The organism is Rossellomorea yichunensis, from assembly GCF_032337515.1.
Classification (GTDB): Bacteria; Bacillota; Bacilli; order Bacillales; family Bacillaceae_B; genus Rossellomorea; species Rossellomorea yichunensis.
The window spans coordinates 279,153-302,280 of sequence record NZ_JAVYAD010000001.1 but is presented as its reverse complement, the minus strand read 5'-3'; the positions used below and the strand labels follow the sequence as shown (position 1 = coordinate 302,280).

General features: G+C 40.8%; 28 protein-coding genes. 8 read left to right on the top strand and 20 right to left on the bottom strand.

Translation table 11 applies throughout. The features are described from left to right. Positions 1 to 62 precede the first annotated feature (62 nt). Complete coding sequence (locus tag RSX31_RS01540; protein ID WP_315632951.1) at positions 63 to 737, top strand: DUF421 domain-containing protein; 675 nt, start codon at positions 63 to 65, stop codon at positions 735 to 737. On the opposite strand, the gene RSX31_RS01535 is transcribed toward RSX31_RS01540, so the two are convergent. From RSX31_RS01535 to RSX31_RS01490, 10 genes are all read right to left on the bottom strand, one after another. Continuing rightward, complete coding sequence (locus RSX31_RS01535) at positions 734 to 1,630, bottom strand: MBL fold metallo-hydrolase (protein WP_315632949.1); 897 nt, start codon at positions 1,628 to 1,630, stop codon at positions 734 to 736. The two genes, RSX31_RS01540 and RSX31_RS01535, sit on opposite strands and share 4 nt — an antisense overlap. 109 nt (positions 1,631 to 1,739) lie before the next feature. Further along, complete coding sequence (locus RSX31_RS01530; RefSeq protein WP_315632947.1) at positions 1,740 to 2,018, bottom strand: hypothetical protein; 279 nt, start codon at positions 2,016 to 2,018, stop codon at positions 1,740 to 1,742. Between the two features lie 218 nt (positions 2,019 to 2,236). After that, complete coding sequence (locus RSX31_RS01525; RefSeq protein WP_113970022.1) at positions 2,237 to 2,497, bottom strand: stage VI sporulation protein F; 261 nt, start codon at positions 2,495 to 2,497, stop codon at positions 2,237 to 2,239. A gap of 811 nt (positions 2,498 to 3,308) precedes the next feature. After that, entirely contained in the window at positions 3,309 to 3,425 is a 117-nt protein-coding gene (locus tag RSX31_RS01520) for a YjcZ family sporulation protein (protein ID WP_082051146.1), read from the bottom strand. A 79-nt stretch (positions 3,426 to 3,504) separates the two neighbouring features. Continuing rightward, positions 3,505 to 4,197, bottom strand: coding sequence for a DUF421 domain-containing protein (locus tag RSX31_RS01515; protein WP_148993415.1), 693 nt, complete (start codon positions 4,195 to 4,197; stop codon positions 3,505 to 3,507). Positions 4,198 to 4,212: 15 nt separating this feature from the next. Continuing rightward, on the bottom strand, positions 4,213 to 4,569 hold the full coding sequence (gene spoVAE, locus RSX31_RS01510; RefSeq protein ID WP_044337663.1) for a stage V sporulation protein AE: 357 nt from the start codon (positions 4,567 to 4,569) through the stop codon (positions 4,213 to 4,215). Positions 4,570 to 4,587: 18 nt separating this feature from the next. Next, a complete protein-coding gene (gene spoVAD, locus RSX31_RS01505; protein ID WP_315632941.1) occupies positions 4,588 to 5,604 on the bottom strand; it encodes a stage V sporulation protein AD in 1,017 nt (338 codons plus the stop codon). Continuing rightward, positions 5,604 to 6,074: a stage V sporulation protein AC gene (gene spoVAC, locus RSX31_RS01500; protein ID WP_315632939.1), complete on the bottom strand. Its 471-nt coding sequence runs from the start codon at positions 6,072 to 6,074 to the stop codon at positions 5,604 to 5,606. Before spoVAC ends, spoVAD begins: the two co-directional genes overlap by 1 nt. 12 nt (positions 6,075 to 6,086) lie before the next feature. Beyond that, on the bottom strand, positions 6,087 to 6,554 hold the full coding sequence (locus tag RSX31_RS01495) for a sporulation protein (protein WP_315632937.1): 468 nt from the start codon (positions 6,552 to 6,554) through the stop codon (positions 6,087 to 6,089). A gap of 266 nt (positions 6,555 to 6,820) precedes the next feature. Further along, entirely contained in the window at positions 6,821 to 7,171 is a 351-nt protein-coding gene (locus RSX31_RS01490) for a DUF1360 domain-containing protein (protein ID WP_315632935.1), read from the bottom strand. A 127-nt stretch (positions 7,172 to 7,298) separates the two neighbouring features. Between RSX31_RS01490 and RSX31_RS01485 the strand changes: the two genes are divergently transcribed. Next, positions 7,299 to 7,784 carry a CotY/CotZ family spore coat protein gene (locus tag RSX31_RS01485; RefSeq protein WP_148968484.1) on the top strand — a complete coding sequence of 162 codons (486 nt, stop codon included), beginning with the start codon at positions 7,299 to 7,301 and terminating at the stop codon, positions 7,782 to 7,784. 47 nt (positions 7,785 to 7,831) lie between these two features. Here RSX31_RS01485 and RSX31_RS01480 read toward each other — a convergent pair whose 3' ends face one another. From RSX31_RS01480 to mgtE, 5 genes are all read right to left on the bottom strand, one after another. After that, positions 7,832 to 8,389 (bottom strand): CotO family spore coat protein, encoded by a 558-nt coding sequence (locus RSX31_RS01480; protein WP_315632933.1) that lies wholly within the window; start codon positions 8,387 to 8,389, stop codon positions 7,832 to 7,834. A gap of 147 nt (positions 8,390 to 8,536) precedes the next feature. After that, positions 8,537 to 9,313 carry an enoyl-ACP reductase FabI gene (fabI, locus tag RSX31_RS01475; RefSeq protein ID WP_148968482.1) on the bottom strand — a complete coding sequence of 259 codons (777 nt, stop codon included), beginning with the start codon at positions 9,311 to 9,313 and terminating at the stop codon, positions 8,537 to 8,539. 81 nt (positions 9,314 to 9,394) lie between these two features. After that, the gene (locus RSX31_RS01470; protein ID WP_315632931.1) at positions 9,395 to 9,880 is read right to left on the bottom strand and encodes a DinB family protein; all 486 of its coding nucleotides are present in this window, start codon (positions 9,878 to 9,880) and stop codon (positions 9,395 to 9,397) included. 771 nt (positions 9,881 to 10,651) lie between these two features. After that, complete coding sequence (locus RSX31_RS01465; RefSeq protein ID WP_148993408.1) at positions 10,652 to 12,514, bottom strand: monovalent cation:proton antiporter family protein; 1,863 nt, start codon at positions 12,512 to 12,514, stop codon at positions 10,652 to 10,654. A 25-nt stretch (positions 12,515 to 12,539) separates the two neighbouring features. Next, complete coding sequence (gene mgtE, locus RSX31_RS01460; RefSeq protein ID WP_148994255.1) at positions 12,540 to 13,883, bottom strand: magnesium transporter; 1,344 nt, start codon at positions 13,881 to 13,883, stop codon at positions 12,540 to 12,542. 285 nt (positions 13,884 to 14,168) lie between these two features. Between mgtE and prpE the strand changes: the two genes are divergently transcribed. Next, a complete protein-coding gene (prpE, locus tag RSX31_RS01455; protein WP_315632929.1) occupies positions 14,169 to 14,906 on the top strand; it encodes a bis(5'-nucleosyl)-tetraphosphatase PrpE in 738 nt (245 codons plus the stop codon). Positions 14,907 to 14,982: 76 nt separating this feature from the next. On the opposite strand, the gene RSX31_RS01450 is transcribed toward prpE, so the two are convergent. From RSX31_RS01450 to RSX31_RS01435, 4 genes are read right to left on the bottom strand one after another with little or no spacing between them, the layout of a single operon-like run. Further along, positions 14,983 to 15,876 (bottom strand): RluA family pseudouridine synthase, encoded by an 894-nt coding sequence (locus tag RSX31_RS01450; RefSeq protein ID WP_315632928.1) that lies wholly within the window; start codon positions 15,874 to 15,876, stop codon positions 14,983 to 14,985. Positions 15,877 to 15,897: 21 nt separating this feature from the next. After that, positions 15,898 to 16,695 carry an NAD kinase gene (locus RSX31_RS01445; protein ID WP_034763479.1) on the bottom strand — a complete coding sequence of 266 codons (798 nt, stop codon included), beginning with the start codon at positions 16,693 to 16,695 and terminating at the stop codon, positions 15,898 to 15,900. 18 nt (positions 16,696 to 16,713) lie between these two features. After that, complete coding sequence (locus RSX31_RS01440) at positions 16,714 to 17,370, bottom strand: GTP pyrophosphokinase (RefSeq protein ID WP_315632925.1); 657 nt, start codon at positions 17,368 to 17,370, stop codon at positions 16,714 to 16,716. Positions 17,371 to 17,396: 26 nt separating this feature from the next. Beyond that, a complete protein-coding gene (locus RSX31_RS01435) occupies positions 17,397 to 17,771 on the bottom strand; it encodes a UPF0738 family protein (protein ID WP_315632923.1) in 375 nt (124 codons plus the stop codon). Between the two features lie 128 nt (positions 17,772 to 17,899). Here RSX31_RS01435 and RSX31_RS01430 point away from each other — a divergent pair, with 128 nt between their 5' ends. The 5 genes from RSX31_RS01430 (at position 17,900) to RSX31_RS01410 (ending at position 21,174) form a co-directional block, all read left to right on the top strand. Further along, positions 17,900 to 18,481, top strand: a complete 582-nt coding sequence (locus tag RSX31_RS01430; RefSeq protein WP_315632921.1) for a CYTH domain-containing protein — start codon at positions 17,900 to 17,902, stop codon at positions 18,479 to 18,481. Between the two features lie 52 nt (positions 18,482 to 18,533). Continuing rightward, a complete protein-coding gene (locus RSX31_RS01425; protein ID WP_315632919.1) occupies positions 18,534 to 19,175 on the top strand; it encodes a lytic transglycosylase domain-containing protein in 642 nt (213 codons plus the stop codon). Positions 19,176 to 19,440: 265 nt separating this feature from the next. Further along, on the top strand, positions 19,441 to 19,842 hold the full coding sequence (locus RSX31_RS01420; protein ID WP_148968473.1) for a globin domain-containing protein: 402 nt from the start codon (positions 19,441 to 19,443) through the stop codon (positions 19,840 to 19,842). Beyond that, positions 19,835 to 20,701, top strand: coding sequence for a ClpXP adapter SpxH family protein (locus RSX31_RS01415; protein ID WP_315632918.1), 867 nt, complete (start codon positions 19,835 to 19,837; stop codon positions 20,699 to 20,701). The genes RSX31_RS01420 and RSX31_RS01415 overlap by 8 nt, the downstream gene beginning before the upstream one ends. Positions 20,702 to 20,985: 284 nt before the next feature. Beyond that, positions 20,986 to 21,174, top strand: a complete 189-nt coding sequence (locus tag RSX31_RS01410; protein WP_148968472.1) for a hypothetical protein — start codon at positions 20,986 to 20,988, stop codon at positions 21,172 to 21,174. A 105-nt stretch (positions 21,175 to 21,279) separates the two neighbouring features. Here the strand turns inward: RSX31_RS01410 and pepF are convergent, their stop codons facing one another. Next, complete coding sequence (pepF, locus tag RSX31_RS01405) at positions 21,280 to 23,103, bottom strand: oligoendopeptidase F (protein ID WP_148993401.1); 1,824 nt, start codon at positions 23,101 to 23,103, stop codon at positions 21,280 to 21,282. Positions 23,104 to 23,128: the final 25 nt, after the last annotated feature.

Genomic DNA, 23,128 nt, shown 5'->3' with positions numbered 1-23,128 from the left:
AAGAAGTATATTACAATATCAACTCGTCGATAATGGGAAAGTGTATGGGAAGGGGGATCCTCATGGGAATCACGTCAATTGCCATCGAGTTAATCGTAGGATATTTTGCCTTATTGATTCTTACAAAAATACTCGGTAAAACTCAAATCACTCAAATATCTGCCTTTGATTTCATTTCAGCATTAATTCTTGGTGAACTTGTAGGGAACTCCCTTTATGATGGAAAGATCACTGTACTTCCAATCCTTGCTGCCATTTTTATTTGGGGGAGTTTGATCTTTTTCACAGAGTATTTCACCCAGAAATCCCGAAGGTTTCGACATATGTTGGAAGGTACACCTGCCTTAGTCATCAATAAAGGGAAGATCAACTTCGATGAGCTGAAGAAAAATCATTTAGATCTGAATCAACTGCAGCATCTACTTCGTGCAAAAGATATTTTCTCAGTAAGGGAATGTGAATTTGCCCTTTTGGAGTCTGACGGTACGCTGAGTGTGATTAGAAAACCGCTTTATGAAATCGTACAGCGTCAAGACCTTAATATACCTGCAAAAAATGCTTCCCTTCCACTTTCTTTAATTCTGGATGGAGAAATCGTTTACGATAATTTAAAGCTTGCCGAACAAAGGGAGGATTGGCTTTTAAGCGAAATAAAAAAACAAGGCTTCCTCTCCTCAAAGGACGTTATGTATGCTGAATGGGAAGAAGGAGAAAGCCTGTTAGTACAAGGTTATTAGTGGGGCTTAATGATGAATTCATTGTTACTGATCGTGAACGATAAGAGTTTTTTTCGTTCAAGACTTGTAAGATAAGCTGTTACCGAAGTTCTGAACAAAAGCCATTGCCCTACATTTGATACAGTTATTTTGTGTAGATTCAAATACTCTTTCATGATCTTTTCAAAAGCAAAGCCTTCTTTACTTTCATTTACTAATGTCAGAAGAGAATTCATACGTTCTTCATGAAGATCGATATTCTCCTGAACTGTTTTCACAAAGTTTTCTTCATAATCCCCGTGTCCCGGAATCGCTCCTTTGCATGGTATGTGAAGGAGTTTTTCTAATGAATCCAGTGTTTGATCCGCATCGATGATAAACGGGATGACATGCTTTTCCAACGTATCCCTGCCAAAATAACTGTCCGCCGCATATAAAACATCATCAACAAGCAGACCTACCTGACCATATGAATGACCCGGTAAGTCAATTACTTCAAAAGTGAAAGGACCAATACTATTCTCACCAATCTTCAACACATCATCAATGACCACTGATTGTCCTTCAAGAAACTTATTTCTCATATCATTTATGGGATTAGCTCCATTAAATAGATATATCGGTTCCAGGATCGAATTCTCAATGATCGCTTTTTCAAGTTTTGGAGCAAACAATGAAGTCCCTTGTTTTTTCTTCAGGAAGTGAGCTCCTCCAAAATGATCTGCGTGGGCGTGGGTGATGACACAAAAATCCAAGGGCAGCCCTTCATTGGATAAGATTTTGATCACTTTCTTCATGGAAGAATCATCCAAACCACTGTCAATAAGAAGGCCCTTTCCTTCTTTAATGCAGTATCCAATGGTAACGCTCCCTGTAAATGCATAGCAATGCTCGGAAAGGTTTTGTAATTTCAAGTCATTACCTCCAAATATGTAAGGGACCCGATATCCGCAGTTAATTAAAAGATCCCATAAAGAATGCTCCTTTTGGGATCATCAACCTAAAAAAGCCCCTAAAACTTCTTTATACATATTCGTTAAAGTGCTTTCCTTTTCCTGTTAACCGCGCTAATAATGTTGTTGGGACGGATGGTTTAGAGAGTGCTTCATATGAAGTTTTGCGTTGATTTGATTGAAGTACATGATAGGACGATTCTGCTTCTTCAGTATTTGCTTGATTATTATTTTTCATGGGCTTTACAGCTTGCACGGGGAAAAAGGTAAACGGATGTTTTTCAACTTTTATTTCTCGTTCCTGATACTGTTTATACTGATGGTGAGGAATTGGAGCAATGTATCCCATTTTCTTTACCTCCTTGGTATTAGTTACCCATATGGGGTTGATCCTTAAACTTTATTTAGGCTTTATAGATTCTAAGGGCTGTATCTATTTTGTTGATATATGTACCATTTCTGGATGAAAGTCTAATCACTTTTCCACCCTAAAAAAATAGGAGAATTAACATAAAGTACGTGTTGTAACACACCTTTATGTCCATTCTCCTTTATTTTTTATAACTTTTATTTCTTCCCCTTGTTTAACATATTAGAGATGGTTCCAAAGTCTAATTGCTTTCCATCGTTCACAATCGACTGTACAATCTTATTTTCCATTTCCTTGTTTACTGGTTTATTGGCAATTTTAGATACTCGTTTTATGACGCTTCTAACGGTTGCTTCATCTTTGAAGTTTGCATTTTGTAATGAGTTCGCAAGCTCTAACACTTCGTTCATGTTTACGCCTGTCTTCTTCTCTAAATTCTTAAAAAAGTTATTATTCATTTCCATCACGCCTCCTTTTAACTATAAGCATCATATGTTAAAAACCCAGGAGCGTGATTATGAATTGATTTTTCTGAAGGTTTTACATGTTATTCTGTAATTTAGATTCACTATTAAAAAAATAGCTCTCTTTCGTTAATCTTGTTGCTATCTACACAGAGAAAGTAAGGCAGATGAGCAGCCTCATTGGGGTCTCACCCAATGGCATTGCATATCTTGCAAAAAAAGTAAACTTGAATTAGTGGTAGTGTGAAAACGTGACCGTTCCTTTCCGCGGGGAGGAAGTCGAGCCTCTATTTCCCGCAGGAGTCAATTGCCTTCCGCTACAATCCACTCTGTGCTTCTAATTTTGTCTTCCTAATAACGGATAGACAAATACAAAAAAAGCTCCTATAGTGATTATGTTAGCGTTTGTTCAAAAAACAAACTACCTACAAAGGAGCACAAATTTAACCTTATTATGATAGGTCAAAAATTAGTTAATTAGTAAATGTTTATCGTTATTACCTACCGTGGATTTAGCTTGTTTTATGACACTTTTTAACTCTGTCACAAAAAATCTATGAAAGATGGTGAGGGGAACTGCGCAGACTCCTGCGGAAGTACGGTCGTGCCGAGACCCCGTTCGGCTAAGCTGAGGAGGCTCGGCCGAACGCTAGCTGTAAGCGAAGCAGTTCCCCTCACCATCCAGCACTCTCTGATTGACAGAGCCCGGGCAGACCATATGTAAAATCAACAATCATTGTGAAAAGAGCCTAAAAACAAAAAGACAAAATCTCTCTAATGAGGATTCTGCCTTTTGTACCCCTTTCTAACAGAAGCTTGCTCCAACGATAATCAAGAGAATGAAAAGCACAACGATCAATACAAATGTTGAGCCATAACCGCCGCCGCCATATCCACAGCCACCGTATCCATATCCATACATATAATTTCACCTCTCTTTTACCTTTAGTCTCTTATAACATATGTATAGAGAGATCATTACGTATGGGCTTTTGGAGAATTTATTGTGTGTTTGTCCAATTGTACAGGTCGAATGTCAGGTTTCCTTCACGGTCAAGTTGGGCAAGAAAAATGGATTCAACTTGCAATTGTCTTTTGGCCAGTTCTTTTTGTAACCAGGGCAGGGGAAATCCTACTTCTCGCAGAGCCTCTTCATCTATTTCCCCATCTGAAATGACTGCTTGTGGAGGAGTGGACATTTGTGAGATCTTAAATACATCTTCTCGAACAAGCGGCCTTTTTTCTCTTTTGAGCAGAACACTTAGATCTCCGTTGGTATCCAATGACGCGAATTCCACATCTGCAGCTCTGAAAACGTCTTTCTTTCTCAATTGCTCAAGCAGTTCATCGACGGAATACTGTTCCTTCTTTAAAGCCTTCTCATCAATATTTCCATCCTTTATGAAAACTGTCGGCTTTCCCTCGGCGAATCGTCTAAATCGAACGCTCTTAAGAGAAAGAAAGGAGAAAATGAGTGGAAAGGAAAACCATAAAAAGATGCTCATCAGTCCTTCACTTAAAGGGAGGCCCAGATCCATGGAAAGTGTCCCTGCAATGCTCCCAACCGTGATCCCTGTAATGTATTCAAAAAATGACAATTTAGATAACTGCTTCTTCCCAAGTAACTTGGTTATTGCAAATAAGGAAAGTAAGATAAATATACTGCGTAACGCCACCTCTAAGTATTCAGGCATCGTTCTTCACCTCTATCATCCTTTTGGTTTGAAAAGGAGTGCCCCAATAAAACCGAATATGATCGCCGACGAGATCCCTGAGCTTGTGACTTCAAACATCCCGGTAAGGACTCCCACTATCCCATGTTCCTGTGATTCCTGCATGGCACCATTGACCAGGGCGTTACCGAAACTTGTGATGGGAATGGTCGCTCCTGCACCGGCAAAATCAATGAGAGGCTCGTACAATCCAAACCCTGAAAAGACCGCCCCTGCCACAACCAGTAAGCTTAGTGTATGGGCTGGAGTTAATTTAGCAACATCAAACAGTAATTGACCAATCACACAAATGATCCCGCCTATTGTAAAAGCCCAAAAAAACATCGCTAACACTTCGTTTCCTCCTTTCATTTACATATATTCGATGGATACCGCATGAGCAATACAAGGAATTGTTTCTCCTTGCTGAAATGTCAATGGTGATAACAAGGCTCCCGTCGCCACAACCAAGATGCGTTTATATGTTCCTTTTTTCATTTCATTTAATAGGTGACCGTACAGGACTGTAGCAGAACAGCCTGGGCCGCTCGCTCCGGATTGAACAGGCTGATTTTCACCATAAATCAATAATCCGCAATCTTTAAACTGATGATCCGAGAAGTTGTACCCCTTTTCTTTCAGCATTTCAACAGCTGTATGCCTGCCGATCTTAGCCAGATCACCTGTGATGATCAAATCGTAGTAAGAAGGATCTCTCCCCAGATCTTGAAAATGACCTGCAATCGTATCAGCAGCAGCTGGTGCCATGGCTCCTCCCATGTTAAAAGGATCTTTCAACCCCATATCCATCACCTTGCCGATGGTTGCAGCGGTTACTCTCGGTGTAGGGGTTGTAACAGACTTTCCTTCACCAATTACTGCAAAACCTGCACCTGTTACAGTCCACTGAGCTGTTGGAGGCTTTTGCCCCCCGTATTCAGTCGGGTACCGGAATTGTCTCTCAGTTGCGGAATTATGGCTTGATGCCCCCGTCACCACATGCTGAGCTCCATGATAGTTAACCAAGAATGCAGATAATGCCAAACCCTCCATCGACGTTGAGCATGCTCCGAATAATCCGAAGTATGGGATTCCATTGGTCCTGGCGGCAAAGCTTGATGGGGTGATTTGATTAATCAGATCACCCGTTAAGAAAAACTGTACATCGCTTTTTTGAAGTGACTGTTTTTCCAACGCAATCTGAACCGCATCTTCAATGAGAGTTCGATTGGCTTTTTCATATGTGGCCTGTCCCATCCAAAGGTCATCGTAAAACTGATCAAAGTCGGAAGCTAAGTTCCCTTTTTTTTCAAATGGACCGCCAACGACACCGGTAGACAAGATGGCCGGATGTGTAGGAAATACCCATGACCTTGAACCCTGAAGCATTAAATCACCCCCAATTGAATTAAGATTGTCTTGATTAATGCCACGACAAAGGCTGAAAACACTCCGAATACAATAACCGAACCAGCAAGCTTGAATATATTACCGCCTACCCCCAAGACATACCCTTCCGTTTTATGTTCGATGGCTGCTGATATAACTGAGTTTCCGAACCCGGTCACAGGGACAGCACTCCCCGCTCCTGCGAATTGACCGATATGATCATACACGCCAAAGCCCGTGAGAAGCATTGATATAAATACCATAGTGGCAACAGTAGGATTTCCTGCCGTCTGCTCAGTGAAATTAAAGAAATAAATAAATACATACGTAATGGCCTGACCGATCAAGCAGAAGAATCCCCCCACAAAGAAAGCCTTTAGTACATTTTTAAGTAGTGGCCTCTTTGTTTCATATTGTTTTTCCAACTGTTCGTATTTTTTCTGTTCGGGCGTTTTTGGTGGTTTCCCCACAAAACATTCCTCCTACGTCTTTTCCTTTTGAAGCTTCACAATATCCTGGAACTTCTTTTCCGCATCTTTCTTTGAAATCGAACCCCTCTTTAGCTTTTCCTTTAAACGGATGGTTTCAAGAAATATCTTGTAATCACTGGACAATATAAAGTCTTCATCCGGATATTTATCTTCTAAATAATGATCCATCTTCTTTTCGATCTTCTTCATATGAAACCTTTGCAGATGCTTCACTTTATATACCACCAGCGTTTCTTCTTTTCCTTGTATGACCGCTACATCATAAAGCTCTTTCATTTTGGAGATTTCCCGTTTAATGGCATGACCATAACTGTCTGTTTCTGGGTTATCCACTAATTCAATGGGTGGTGGATCGGTTTTCTTCATTAGCGCAATCTTGCTGTCGTTTCCATCTTCCTTATTCGTGCACCCTATCAAGACGAGTAAAGTTAGTGGAACGATGATCCGTTTTTTGTTCATGACATATCCCTCTTTTATTTGTACTCATGCTTTATTTTTTTCATAAAGTCAGATTTTATGAAAAAAAAAAGACTGCCCATTTTGAGCAGCCTATCCTTTCTTCACTTTTGATCCACAACCGCACCCTTTTTTCTTGATGGGAGAATTTGTTGGTTTCTTGGTATTTACAGAAGAATACTTCATAATGATCGCCCTCCTTTACCATTCCCCTTACGACCATTATATGTGCGATAGTGCAAGCTTGTTTCCACTAATTACCTATTGAGCTACTCTCTTATCCAACTTTGTACAGCCGCCTCTAATATGGAAGCAACCCCAGCAACTGCCAATACTGTGATAAGCGGGATGAAAAATTGTGGAAAAAAAAGATTTCCTGCATATAGGAAAACAGCTACCCAAATACCTGTACACCAATAACATGATAATAGCTCCCCTATAAACCCTTTAATTCCACCTTTTTTCGGTAAAAGGAAGATTTCTTCCACCCCATCTTCTGACATTTCAGGTACTTCATCAAAAAAAGGAGACCTTAAAAATTCCGTTATTTTATCAAACACGATGAGGTGAGTCATTCTAAACACAGCAATTCCCAATATTAATATGTCAAGTATATCCATATTCCCACTCCTTATATAAACTATATCCCGCCCAATTTAGTCAAAAGGGGCATTTGTCCGTTACCCAATTTCCTCTTCTACAATATGTTATTAGTGTAGTGAAAATTATTTAAGGAGGAAAATTCTTATGGGTTGCGGTAATTACAGAAAAGATGACATTGCAGGTGCAAGAGACCGCGGTTGTGTATGCCTTGCTGTTCGAGCTATTAAAGATGTTCAAGATGCAGCAGATCAAGACTGTTTTGATTGTAAAAATGATTGTTTTCTTGAGCCATTAGGATCTTTGGTAAGTCCAGTTGGAAATGCACCAAATACTCGTGTTTTCAAACTTTATAATAAAAAAGGAGACCTATTCAAGGTTCACCCTAAACATTATTGCTGGAAAACACCTTACTTCCGTGTGAAGAATGTATTTGACGACTGCTGTGCTACACTTCAAGTACTGAAGAAAGTTCATGTTACAGGCGAAGACGTAGAATCAGAAGACGAATTAATGGGGTTAAACAATAACTTCATTTACGAATTGACTGGAGATTGTATCACAGTTGATCTGGATTGCTTCTGCGCTATTCAATGTATCGATGATGTAAGAGTAGAAGGAGTTTGTGACTAATCAGCAACGAGTATAAAAAGCCAGTCGGAAATTCCGGCTGGCTTCTTTTATTTTAATCCAATGATTTTGATCGCCTTTATAGAATTTCTTTTTAAAGTGACTTCTTCACCTTGAAACGTTTTTATATCTATGGATGCGCTATCGGCACTGGTTAATACGCCACGATACACCACTTCTTCTGTTTGAAAGGCACATGGAAATGGGGCTCTCCCCATTATACTCTTCTGCATATATTCAATTTTCCCATCCATATCCAGATCTTTAAAAGGAGTAAGTGGTTTAAAGTAACCGTCATGTGAATGTACGAGACCTGATTCACCTTGATTTGCTTCTTCACTATTAGTAGTCTCTTTTATAATGGGCCGAACCTCTTTAGGTTCCCTTTTCACAATCGTATGGTACTCAGGCTGTTTTAACCTCCCTAATGGAGCAGCTTCAATCAACTCAGCGCTGTTCCTTTTCATTTCGATTGACTGCGTGTTTCTTTCTTCTCTTTCTGGTTGAACGATACTTGGCGAACCTCTATAGACTTCCTGCATGCTGCTTTTCACATCATTTAATCTGGGTTGATGTATATATAATAGTGGCTTTTTCTGTCTATTCAAACCTATCCCTCCTTACATTCTACATTTATATGTATGCAGGAACCGCCTATGAGTTTCTTATTAGCATAGATAAATACTATCTCTACATAACAAAAGAACCCTGGCTGCAGAAAGGTTTCTGCAGCCAGGGTTCCGTATGTCTATATTTCAACCTAATACATGATAACCGGAGTCTACATGCAGGTTCTCACCTGTAATCCCTCTTGAATAATCACTAAAAAGGAATACAGCTGTATCACCGACTTCTTCTTGTGTTGTATTGCGGCGGAGCGGAGCACGCTCTTCGATTTCTTTCAGTATGCTGTTGAAGTCACCTACACCTTTAGCAGACAGGGTGCGGATCGGTCCTGCAGAGATCGCGTTCACACGAATGCCGTGCTTTCCAAGATCGCTGGCAAGATATTTCACACTCGCTTCAAGAGATGCTTTTGCTACACCCATAACGTTGTAGTTTTGCATCACTCTCTCACCACCAAGGTATGTCATGGAAACGATGCTTCCACCTTCAGTCATAAGATCCTTCGCTACTTTAGCAACTGCTGTCAAGGAGTATGAGCTGATATTGTGAGCCAGAAGGAACCCGTCTCTTGTTGTGTTCATGTAATCACCAGCAAGCTCCTCTTTATTGGCAAAAGCGATACAGTGGGCAAGTCCGTGAATCACTCCGACTTCTTCCTTAATCGTTGCAAAGCATTTTTCGATGTCTTCATCACTTGTTACATCACAAGGCAACACTAATGAATCTTCCCCACCTTCCAAAGTCCCGGCAAGATCGCTAACCCCTTTTTCAAAACGCTCGCCTGCATATGTAAAGATCAAACGTGCACCTGATTGATGTAAGGAACGGGCAATCCCCCACGCTATACTGCGTTTATTCGCAACTCCCATAACGACATATGTTTTACCTTTTAATGAAAGAGTCATTTTAATCCTCCTATTTTATACATGTTATTAGTACCTGATACTAATTCTACAGTAATACACAATAAAAGAAAAGAAGAATTCCTACAGGATTCGCCTTTTTACTTCTTCGATTTGAACTAAATGCCTTTGTTCATGTTTACCGAGAAGCTCTAACACTTGCCATATGGGCATATCTCCAAATCGATGATGGTTCATGGATCGACTTTTCAAACCTTTTTCTGTGTATGATTCCAGGAAGCGTATAGTGAATGACCGGGATTCATCTAATGCTAGAATTAAATTTTCCTTTTTTTGAAACTCAGAAGTTGGTTCGATTGGTGCCTTCAGTTTTCTAGATGGATCATCGAATACGGATAAATCAGCTCGATTTTCACATGTTCCTGATTGATTTTCCGCTGACTCGAGAGCCAATGTTAAAAATCTTTTTTCAGCTCCTGCCAGGTGAAGAACAATTTGGGCTATGCTCCATTCCTCTGGCGAAGGCTTTTCATTCAGCTTCTCAACTGGTACCTCCATGAAGCTTCCTTTCAGCCTATCTCTGATTTCAATTACCTTTGTTTCCCACATTTTCATGCCTCCCTTTAGTATCTCTCTCTTATTAGATATTAGTGGTAAGAGTGTAAACTCCTCTAAAAAATAGTCTCTTTTCGCAAAGATTGTTGTTTTCTACCATAGAATCTGCCAGGGCTCTGTCAACCAGTGTGTGCTGGATGGTGAGGGGAACCGCTTCGCTTGCAGCTAGCGTACTGCCGAGCCTCCTCAGCTTAGCCGAACGGGGTCTCGGCACGCCAAAATCCGCCGGAGTCTACGCAATTCCCCTCACCATCTTTAACAGAATTTTCATGACAGAGCTTCAAGGTGTGCAAGAAAACAATGCAACAAGAAGAAATATTTCTTCTTCCTTAAAAGGAAAATCAATCTCTACTTACCTTAAATGAGATTGTTTGCTAAAATTCTTGTTGTTATTATTTCCCATTAAGGATACATGCTCAGAAAGTTGATCCTCGCTGCAGGATGCTCGACTCCTGCGGGAATAGCTGGACAGTACGAAAAGCGGAGGGGCTTTGCCCAGGGGCGACAAGCATAAGACGAGTCTGCCGGAAAGGCGCTCTTTGCCTTTTTGGCAGACTCGTCTTATGACCTCGAGCCCCTAAGCCCCATAGCTGGACAGGTGAGACCCCGGAGGCGCAGCCGAGGAGGCTCACCGCCAGCCCCGCGGAAAGCGAGCATCCTGGAGCGGAAATCAACTATTACTTTCCCCTCTACAATAGCAACAAACTATACGAAAAGAGCCAAAAAAACTTCCCAAGAATAATTTCTTGGGAAGTTGATTAGTTCTTAGCAATACTCACAGAATTCAAGTTCGCGTTTTAGTTCATCTACATATTCTTTTGAACCGGTTACGATCAAGCGGTCGTTCATGTGGAGTTCTGTATCTCCGTGAGGAACAATGGAATCTTTCCCTCTAAAGATCCGAACGAAGATAACATCTCCTGTAAACGGAAATTTACGAAGGGTCATGCCTTCAAACTGACTGTTCAGCATACGAATCTCATATAGCGATGTCTCTTGGTTCGTAAGGATATTCATGACAGACGGTGACTCAATGAGCGCACGCAGTAACGCTTTCGTTGACAGGAATACGGAATATACTTCAATGTCCTGTTCTCTAAGTGTCTCATGTAAGTCAGGACTCTCAACCCTTACAATGACACGATTCACACCATATTCTTTAGCGGTAACGGCAAGTGTTGCATTGATTTCTTCATCACCGGTTGAAATCACAATGATGTCAGAATCAAAGATGTTGTTCTCTTCGAGCGTGTCTAACTCGTAATTGTCAATTTCATTGATGGTAAACAGAGAATCAGCAATATTACGATCAGACTTATCTTGTTTTGTATGATACAAGACTGGTTCATAAAGGGATGAATGAAGTTCCCTTGAAACCGGCATCGTAAGTTGATTCGCTCCCAGGAATGTAATCTTGAGCTTTTTCTCCTTTGCGCTTTCCCTTGGGAAAAGCTTTTTGAAGAATATTGGCGTGATGATACACGTGATCACCGCTACTAATATGAGCGTACCACTCATCTGCGCTGTGATGATTTCCATTCTCTCAGCGATTTTCGCAGCTGCAATGACAAGTGATAACGTTGATGTAAGTAAAAATGCTGATGCAATCGTTGTTTTCGTATCATACCAATACTTTAATAAGTAAACCGGGATGATTTTCGAAACTAGGAAAGCAAGCAGAAGTAATGGAATCAACAGAAGCATCTTTTTATCGCTAAGCAGTGATCCCAGATCCAATTCAACTCCTACCATCACGAAGAAGATCGGGATTAAAAATCCATAACCAAAGGAATCCAGCTTATGAACCATTTCCTGATTTGGTGCCAATAATGATACCAGTACACCTGCAAGGAATGCACCTAGAATGTTTTCAGCCCCAACGGTTTCAGATACAGCTACAAGAAGAATGATCAATGTAAAGACTGCTCGTGTCCCGATTTGAACGGTACCTGTCGACAAGCTCTTGATGAAGGAATTGTTCTTTAATCTCTTTGCCAGGAAGTATAAGAGTACTCCAACACCGAACAGGATAAGGAGAAGCCACATATTTCCATGACCTTCACCGTAAAGTGACACGAATACAGCCAGTAAAATCATCGTCACAAGATCTGCAATAACCGCCACAAGCAGGATGATCTGCCCGATTGCGCTTTTCATGATATGTGCTTCCTTAAGTGTAGGAACCACGACACCAAGTGAAATGGTGGAAATAATAAGGGTCATTAAGAATGCATTATCAATGAGCCCGAATAAGACGAACAGATAAGACAGGCCAAGTGAAACAAAAAATATCCCGATAAAAATAAAAGTCGCTACCTTCAGACGGTTCGGTTCTTCTTTTCCATTAGGTAGCAGTTCTTTTTTCTTCTTTCCTCCTGAAAATGCAGTGAAATCAATTTCCAGTCCACTCAAGAACATAAGGAAAATAAATCCAAGTGTAGACAGTGTTTCCAACCACATATCCTGGTGAACGATATCAAATCCGCTCTTACCTATTATTAATCCCATAATGATTTCCGCGATGACTACAGGGATGAAATTTAATTTGAATTTATGCAGCAATATGGGAGTTAAAAAAGCTACAAGAATGACAATAACCAATGATGTAACGGACGCATGCTGTTCCATCTATACCTCCCCCTCTCTCTTCTCTCTATATTAAATAATTCATAAACAATGTCGCTAAACCAAAATAAATTAAAATACTGATAATATCATTTATCGTCGTAATAAAAGGACCGGAAGCGACAGCTGGATCCACTTTTAGTTTGTGCATAAGTAATGGTACTAATGTACCCGCGAGCGTTGCAACAAATAATGACACCAACACGGATATCCCAACGAGCACCCCCAGGAAGAATTCACCTTTCCATACATAGACCACGATGCTGACGACTATCCCGCATGTAGTACCAGTTATAAGTCCGGTTCCCGCTTCACGGATGACAAGGGACATCTTGTTTTCCTTTTCCAGGTCACCGGTTGCAATCCCCCTAACAGCAACAGCAAGGGCCTGAGTTCCAGTATTACCTGCCATTCCGGCGATCAAGGGGATAAACACGGCAAGAATCGCAACTTTATCTAACGTGTCTTCAAATCTCCCGATAAGGCTTGCGGTGAACATTCCTAGAAACAGTAATGCAATCAGCCATGGCAGACGCTTCTTCGCTGCATTAAATGGACTTCGGTCGATGGAATCCAAATCGGCGATACCAGCCAACTTTGAATAGTCATCAGATGCTTCTTCTTCCATAACGTCCATAATGTCATCGACGGTAATGATCCCCAGTAAGTGATGTTGGAAATCAACAACAGGCAAAGCAAGAAAGTCATAATCTTTCATTTGTCTAGCGACTGCCTCCTGATCTTCGCTGACGCCTACAGACATGACACGATCACTCATAATTTCGCCTATCATCACATCATCATGGCTGATGATGAGATCTCTTAGGGAGATTACCCCCACAAGCTTTTTATCATCATCCACTACATAAATGTAGTAAATCGTTTCAGCATTAGGGGCTTCGTTTTTTAATATATACATGGCCGATCGGACGGTCTGATTCTTGGAAATGGCTACAAATTCAGTAGTCATGATACTACCGGCTGTATACTCTTCATAATGCAATAATTCTTTTATTTCTTTAGCTGATTCATCATCCATGATCGTTAAATAACTAACTACCTGGTCCTTATCCAGCTCATTTAAGACATCCACCGCGTCATCGGCATACATATTCGATAGCATTTCAGCGGCATAAGTTGGATTCATCTCAGCTAATATATCCTGATAATCCTCTTCATCTATATCCAGACTTTCAAAAAGCTCCGCCATCTCTTCCGGAGACAGGTAATGATACAGGCGGCTTCGCAGGGCTTCATCTATTTTCGAAAAGAACTTTGCTTGGTCATAAGAGTGTAAATGGACGAATTCTGAGCGAAATAAATCCAGATCTTCTTCTTGAAGGGCTCTAATGAGAAGGTCTTCATCATACATTTCTTTTTCTTGTCTATCTCTATCTTTTGATTGATCCTGGGTTACTTCAGACATCATATACACCCTCCTTCTTAACTTGAATTGTATATAGTCGTAATAATACTAGCAAATCTTATGACGAATGTCTCTTATGAAATGATAACCATCTCTAATATGGTTTTGGTTATGTACGGAAGGTATATTAAAATATGAATAAACATCCGCTCGATATGAAAGACTGAATCATTAATATGGCATAAAATAACCGAAAAGAAAAGAAAAATGCCACAGGAAAGTAGGTATCCTATGAAAATAGATATAATCGGAGACATTCACGGCTGTTATGAAGAGTTCAAAGAATTAACAAAAAAGTTAGGCTACGATTGGACATCCGGTCTCCCCGTCAATCCACATGGAAGACTGCTCGGCTTTGTAGGGGATTTAACTGACCGTGGTCACCACTCGCTTCAGACCATTTCAACGGTCTTTAATCTGTTTGAAAAGGGATGTCTTTACTATGTCCCTGGGAACCATTGTAATAAACTCTATCGCTACTTCCTGGGGAATAATGTGAAGATCCTGCACGGGCTTGAAACGACAGTAGCGGAATTGAGTGCCATTCCCCGGATTGAAAGAGACCGATATCGGGATATGTTTATCACTTTGTATGAACAGTCTCCTTTATATCACGTGTTGGATGACGGAAAGCTAATCATTGCCCATGCAGGTATTAAAGAAGAGCTGATCGGAAAGCAGAGTAATCGGGTGAAAACTTTTGTTCTGTACGGTGACATCACAGGTGAGAAGAATGAAGACGGTACGCCGGTCAGAAAAGATTGGGCTTCGGATTATAAAGGTGACGCGTGGATCGTGTATGGCCACACCCCGGTAAAAGAGGCCCGAATCATTAATAAGACTGCGAATATTGATACAGGAGCTGTGTTTGGCGGGAAGTTGACAGCTTTGCGATACCCTGAGATCGAAGTGGTGAGTGTGGGGTCGAGCATGCCTTTTGTGGAGGAGAAGTTTCGGGAGTTTGAATAAGGTGTGATAGTGCTTGTTCCCGCTCCACAAAAAAATAGAGATTCTTTTCAGGTCAACCGAAAAGAATCTCTTTATCTCATTGTCTTTCAAGCAAAATCTGCATATCACGAGGCATCGCAGCCTCCACGTGCACCCATTCTTTTTTAACAGGATGAAAAAAAGACAGATTCTCACAATGCAGTGCCTGCCTTCCAATCAACGCCACACTGCCCCCATACAAATCATCCCCTGCCAGTGGGTGCCCGATAAATGACATGTGAACCCTGATTTGGTGTGTTCGCCCTGTTTCCAATCTCAATTCAATATGAGCGAAATCCTGGAACTGCTTTTTAACTCTATAGTGTGTCAAGGCATACCGGCCATCCTGCCGCACTTCTCTTTCGATGATACTATCCGGTTTCCGGCCGATAGGCTCTTCTATTGTACCGGTCTCCGAGTCCAGCCGGCCTTCTGCAAAAGCTTCATACGTTCTCTTAATTTCCCTCCCCTTCTGCTGTAGGCTGAATAAATGATGAACGTGGCGGTGTTTTGCTACTAGAACAAGTCCCGATGTATCCTTATCTAATCGAGTAACGATATGAACCGTTGAACAAATACCCACCCTCTCATAATAACCGGCAATGGCATTGGCAAGACTTCCAGTCGGTTCATACTTTGTCGGAATGGATTTCATACCCCATGGCTTATCCACTACGAGAACATCCCCATCCTCATATATGATTGACAATGGAATCTCTTCAGCAACTAATGACTGACTCCCTTTTTCTTCAGGGAACTTCAACTCAAGAATATCCCCTTCTACAAGGTGATATCGGACATTTTCTTCTTTTCCATTAACGGTAATAGTCCCTCCATTAAACTTCACAGCAGTCAGTGTACGCTTTGAAACCTGCTGATCGATTAGAAACTCTCTCATCAGTTTCCCGTCAAAGGAAGAAGGGATAACCCATTTCATTATATAGAATTTCATTGTACACTTCCCAGCCTTAAGTCATTCATCCGCAACAAAGGAATCATGCACCCGCTTCCAGAACGGAAACGGACGAAAGCGGGCAAAACGGATTTTCTCATCAGCGACACGATATTGAATGCTCTTCACATCTTTATGAAGAAGAGAAAGATGGTCGATAGTGACCAGGAAATCCGGTCCATTCACCGGCTTTAGCATGCATGTATGATGTGCAGGTAAAATCAAAGGTGATCCGATGGTACGAAATACACGATTATTGATGGAAGCCATCTCCGCAAATTGAATAGCTGGAAGAGACGGATGAATGATTGCCCCGCCAAGTGCTTTATTGTAAGCCGTACTACCTGATGGAGTCGATAAGCAGAGTCCATCTCCTCTAAATCGTTCAAAGTGCTGGCCTCTGATTTCCACGTCCATAACCAGGGTTCCTTCAACGCTTTTGACCGTCGATTCATTCAACGCTAAGTAACGGGTTTCTTTCCCTCCGTGCTGATAGCGGATGATCGTTTCTAATAATGGGTATTCGATAATTTGATAAGGTGTCTTCGCGATGGCGATCACAAGCTTCTCGATCTCTTCCGGCACCCAATCGGCATAAAAGCCGAGATGTCCTGTATGTACACCAACAAACGCTGTCTTATCTAAGCGGGATCTGTAGCGATGAAATGCATAAAGCAGCGTCCCATCTCCTCCAACCGATATGACGATATCCGGTTGGTCATCATCATAGGTTAAATTAAAATCTTGGAGATAAGTCCTCATTTTGTGCATTAATGTATTGGACTTCGAATCACCTTTTGATGTAATCGCGAACTTCATTCGTGTACCCCCTTCAAGTCACTGCTTATTTGGTTTAGAGCTTTTCCCCCGTTGATCCTTTTCCTTTTTATTAGTAAATATGACTTGGGCTTCCTGAATTTCTTCACGGATCAAGCTCATTTCTTCATCCAGTCTGAATGCTGCTTCAGCAGCGCTTTGAATGCGAAGACGAACTTGCTCGGGAATCTGTCCACTGTACTTATAATTCAAAGAATGCTCGATCGTAGCCCAAAAATTCATCGAAAGTGTCCGGATTTGGATTTCTACCAGAATGTTTTTTTCTCCGTAAATCGTTTGAACCGGATAATCAATGACAATATGATAGGAACGATACCCGCTTTGTTTTTTATGGGTCACGTAATCTCTTTCTTCTATAATAGTAAAGTCATTCCGTCCACGAAGCTTTTCCACTACTACATGAATATCCTCCACGAATTGACACATCATCCTAAGACCGGCGATATCTTGCATTTCTGTTTCAATATTCGATAGCTTGATCCCTTTTTGATTTGCTTTATCAAGAATACTCGCGATCGGCTTCACTCTTCCAGTCACAAATTCAATGGGAGAATGTGTGTTATGAAGTTCATATTCTCCCCTCATCCCTTTAAGCTTAATCTTCAATTCATCAACCGCTTGTTTGTAGGGAGCTAAAAATTGTTCCCAGTGATTCATTCTCCTCACCTCTTTACGTCACGTGACTACTTATCAAGAAAAACTCTCTCTACCTTTTTAACCATTTCGTCACCATAGTTCCCATTTCCTTCTATATTGGACACAAGATAATCGAGCTCTTCAGTGAATTGATCTAACTCCAAAGAATAATCATGGCTTTTCGCAATGACTGCACTCTTTTCTTGAAGTGCTATTTTCAATTCATCCCAGATCGACTCTTCCAGGTATAAGTAAACATATTCCTCTTCATTTTCTGCTAAGTATACAAATGCATAGCGATCGGAGTCTGCAATAATTTGACCAGCTGCCGTTGTCCCTTGCAGGAGCTCTGCTTGGTCGGTATGTAAGTATAATGTACCGTTTTCATATGTGGTGTGTTTAAATTGAACTATTTTCCTCATGCTTTTCTTCATCCTTCCATTAAACAATCAGTATCATTTTAACATAAGACAACCATTTCATCTAAACATTGAAGTTCTCTTTTATTAAAGAGATAATAGAAGAAGTATGCAAGGAAAGGATGCTTGTTATGGCTCAGGAAATTGAAATAGAATTCAAAAATTTAGTAACAGAAGATGAATTTACGCGATTAATCTCACATTTTCATATAAAAGATGAGGATTTCTCATCTCAAGACAATCACTATATTGATACTTCGGACTATCAATTAAAGAGTATACAATCAGCCTTAAGAATCCGGGAGAGGAACGGGACTTATACGCTGACCTTAAAAACCCCTTTAGAAGAGGATCTACTAGAAACGAACCAAAGGTTAACAAAGGAAGAGTCTGAATCACTTTTACATCAAGGGGCATTTCCTGAAGGAGAAGTCAAAGATGTTCTGGATTCCCTTCAAATCCCCACTGGGTCCCTTCATTATTTCGGCACGCTGACGACAAACCGGGCTGAAATCGACTATATAGAAGGGCTCCTGGTCTTCGATAAGAGTTCATATTTACAAATGGTAGATTATGAGCTCGAATATGAAGTGAAAGAGCGTAAATCAGGTGAAGCTATATTCCTGAACTTACTGGAGGAACTAAACATCCCACTTCGGGAAACGGATAATAAAATCAAACGTTTTTACCTGGAAAAATTAAAAAAGGATTGACGATTACCGATATAGTATATGAATAAAGTCTTTCAGAAGAGGAGTTATACTCATGAATGTTCAACAGTTGAGAACGATGATGGAGTTGCAAGCTCTAAACAGCTTGGGTTCAGTATCTTCTGTTCAGCAAAACACTGACGTGTCCAGCGATCTATTTCAACAACTATTAAATCAGGCACTTCACACTAACCAGAACCATTTAAATATGAACCAAACATTAGGGGCAGTTAAAGAGGCATTGGAAACCAAAACACCATTCTCTCTTTCACCACCTCCTCCTGGACTTTCCGCTTTGAACAAACCGAACCTGAATGCTCCCGGGGAGATTGATGAAATCATCTCCAGAGCGGCGGACCACTATGGTATTCCCACAAAACTGATTCAAGCGGTCATTCATATTGAGTCCAACTTCAACCCTAATGCAGTCAGCCATGCGGGTGCATCCGGGTTAATGCAGCTCATGCCCAGTACTGCAAGGGGGCTTGGCGTAAACAACATCTTTGATCCGGAAGAAAACGTATTCGCCGGAACCAAATACTTAAAGCAGATGCTCGATAAGTACAATGGGGACGTTAAACTGGCTCTCGCAGCCTATAACGCAGGTCCCGGAAATGTTGATAAATACAACGGGATCCCACCGTTTAAAGAAACCACTGCTTATGTAAAAAAAGTGACCGACCGCTATTTTGCATGATAAGCAGGCTGACCACTTTTTTCTGGTCAGCCTTTTTTATGTATTTTCCTATTAAAACTCACGACAAAAGCTACAGTCTGATAGACCTACCTCCTCTTAAACCTATCTTCACCATCCCCCATAAGGTTCCTGAAATCGGGATAGACATCAGAAAAAAGGCAACACTAATTTAGGAATAATAAGTTGATGTAAGGCGATTTGTTTGAGATATAAATAAATGCTTGCTAGAATAAACATACAATCTAAGTAAAAAGGAGTCATTCTTATGGTCGAGAAACCACAAATGCCTTATAATCTTATCGGCGAAAAGAAACTCTCCATGCTCGTTGAAGCTTTTTATAATAAAGTAGCGAATCATCCCGAGTTAGCACCAATATTCCCTGATGATTTAACCGAAACAGCTCGCAAACAAAAACAATTTCTAACTCAGTATTTAGGTGGTCCTGCGCTTTACACAGAGGAGCATGGTCACCCCATGCTGCGCGCAAGGCATCTGCCATTTCCCATCACTGAGGAACGGGCAAAGGCTTGGTTAAGCTGTATGCATGAGGCAATGGATGAAGTCAATCTAGAGGGTCCAGTAAGAGATGACTTTTTTCACAGACTCGTATTAACCGCCCATCATATGGTGAATACAGAAACTTCAAAGGGTAATAGCATTGACTAGAACAAATAGCTGGCATCACCTTAAAGGGTGTGGACATGATAAGAAACCTCTGGAAATATATATGTTTGTTGACCCTCTTTGCCCGGAATGCTGGGCTCTTGAACCAATCTTAAAGAAATTGCACATTGAATACGGACAATACTTTCGTATACGTTACATTTTGAGCGGCCAGCTTGCATCTTTAAACATAGCGACCAAACGTAAGAAGGAAGATTTAGCACAGCAATGGGATAAAACAGCCAGCCGTTCGGGAATGTCGTGCGACGGAAGCTTATGGATAGATAATCCAATTGATTCACCTTATCTTGCTTCTTTCGCCATTAAAGCTGCCGAGCTTCAAGGAAAACATTCGGGTATCCGGTTTCTAAGATTTTTACAGGAAAGATTATTCTTACAGAAACAGGACATTTCCAATATCGAGGTACTCATGGAATGTGCTCAAGCAGCCAAGCTTGATTTGAGCGAATTTATGAACGACATCAATTCATCATCTGCGTCCAAAGCATTTCAGTGTGATGTAAAGATCACATCTGAGATGGAAGTAGAAGAAATTCCTACATTGGTCTTCTTTAATGAAAATATTGAAGACGAAGGCTTAAAGATCACGGGATTGTATTCCTACGAGGTGTATGTTCATATTATTGAAGAAATGCTTGGAGAGAAACCTGATAAGCAACCATTGCCTCCGCTGGAAGTATTCATGAAATATTATCGTGTAGTGGCATCGAAGGAAATAGCCGTTGTCTATGATTTATCCATTGAAGAAGTAGAAAAGCAAATGAAGAAATGGACACTTCAGCAAAAAGTAAAGAGGCTTCCTGCAAAACACGGAACTTTTTGGAAATATCTAAGTCATTAATTATTCCGATATATTAAAATAAGCCAATAAACAAGAAAAGCCGATGTTGTTTCCAACATCGGTTTTTCAATACGAACAAAGGGGATGGGAGAAATTTTTCACGGTCAAACAAAGGGGTATATGTTTGCTTGTGATCAACTTCACACTGATAATATATCACGCATCCACTTGTATTGGCAAGTTGTTTGTATGGTATTTCACAATATTGTCAAAAACCATTCATGTTCCCCTCCCCTCCTTCATATACATGTGTATAAGACAATTTATCACCGGAGGGAAATGATATGGCACTAAAAATAAAATACGGAATCCTCCTGCTGTTAATCATGATCAGCTTCTTCATAAACATCCTCGGACTCATGCGCCTTGTTCCGGTCTATATTACATCCCCGATCCTCTTTCTCTCACTCCTGCTCTTCTTCCACTCCCTAGGAAACCGCAACCGCTTCAAAGGATTCAAATCAATGAAATGAGGGAGGGACCTTCTTTCGAAAACTCCCCCCAAATAAAAACCCCCTTAGAATATATTCATCTCTAAGGGGAGTTTATTTTTTAACCAGTAGGCACCTGATCTCTAATTACTGTAATTTTTCAAGCAGTTCTTCCATTTCATTCAACTTTTCTTCAAAGACTTTGCATGCATCTTCCACCGGCTTGGAGGTTGTCACATCCACTCCTGCTTTTTTCAAAACTTCAATCGGATAATCAGAGCTCCCCGCTTTCAGGAAATCGATGTAGCGTTCTACGGCCGGTTCTCCTTCTTCAAGGATTTGCTGACTGAGAGCGGTCGCAGCCGAGAAGCCGGTTGCATATTGATAAACATAGTAATTGTAGTAGAAGTGAGGAATTCGAGCCCATTCCAATCCAATCTCTTCATCTATCGAGATGTCTTCTCCGAAATACTTCTTATTCAATTCATAATACTCTTTAGTCAAGAATTCAGAAGTCAGGGCGTCTCCTTCTTGAGCTTTTTTATGAATGAGGTGTTCAAATTCTGCAAACATGGTTTGACGGAAAACGGTTCCTCTGAATCCTTCCAGGTAATGATTTAATAGGTACAGACGTTTTTTCTCGTCATCAATAGTATTTAATAGATAATCATTCAAGAGAGCTTCATTACATGTAGAAGCCACCTCGGCAACAAAGATGGAGTAATGTCCGTACGTGTACGGCTGAGCACTGCGTGTATAATAGCTGTGAACACTATGTCCGAATTCATGAGCCAGTGTAAATAGATTGTTCACATTATCCTGCCAGTTCATGAGGATATAAGGGTTGGTGCCGTATGCTCCTGAAGAGTATGCACCACTTCTTTTTCCTTTATTCTCGACAACATCCACCCAACGGTTATCAAAGCCTTCTTTAAGGACATTGGCATATTCTTCCCCTAAAGGCTTTAAGCCATCCAGGATCATGTTCTGTGCTTCATCATAGCTGATGTCCATCTTGACTTCCTTCACTAACGGTGTATATAAGTCATACATATGAACTTCATCCAAGCCTAATACTTTCTTACGAAGCTTTACATATCGCTGCAGCAAATGAAGGTTCTTATTGACTGTATCAACCAGGTTATCATACACCTGTTCAGGAATATTGTTATTTGATAATGCCGCATGTCTTGCAGAATCATAATGTCTTACGTTTGCGACGAAGTTATCTTTCTTCACTGCTCCACTTAATGTAGAGGCAAACGTATTTTCAAATTTGCCGTATGTTTCATACACTTTTTTAAACGCTTCTTCCCGTACTCGTCGATCACTGCTCTCCAGGAAACGAATGAAACGGCCATGTGTGATGTCCACTTCTTCCCCGTTTTCATCTTTAATGCTCGGAAACTCCAAGTCTGCATTGTTCAGCATACCAAACGTGTTACTAGCCGCACTGAACACTTCGGAAGCTTGAGCAAGTAATGCTTCTTCCTCCGCTGATAGAACATGTGGACGCTGGAGATTAATTTCTTCTAAAGCATGCTTGTATTTCTTCAACTCTTCCTTTTCGTCAAGAAATCCTTGAAGCTTACTTTCCTCAATCGAGAGAACTTCAGGTACTAAGTAGGCAAATTTACTCCCTAACTGTGTATAAAGACTTTTGGCACGGTCATCGAGTCCTTGATAGTATGAATTGGTTGTGTCCTGGTCATAGCGCATATGAGAATATGTATAAACCCTACCCATACGTTCCATAATTTCATCCTGGAAGGCAAATGCTTTATAAAGCTGATCTGCACTCTCTCCTAAAGTTCCTTTAAACTCGTCTGCCTTACCCGTTAACTCTTTAATTGCTTTGTACTCTTTTTCCCAGGCTTCATCACTTTCAAAAATATCTTCCAATCTCCACGTTAACTTCTCCTCTACCTCTTTCCTGCCAGGCAGACTTTTCGTAGCTGTATCTTTAGACATATACATCCTCCATTCTTAAATCTAC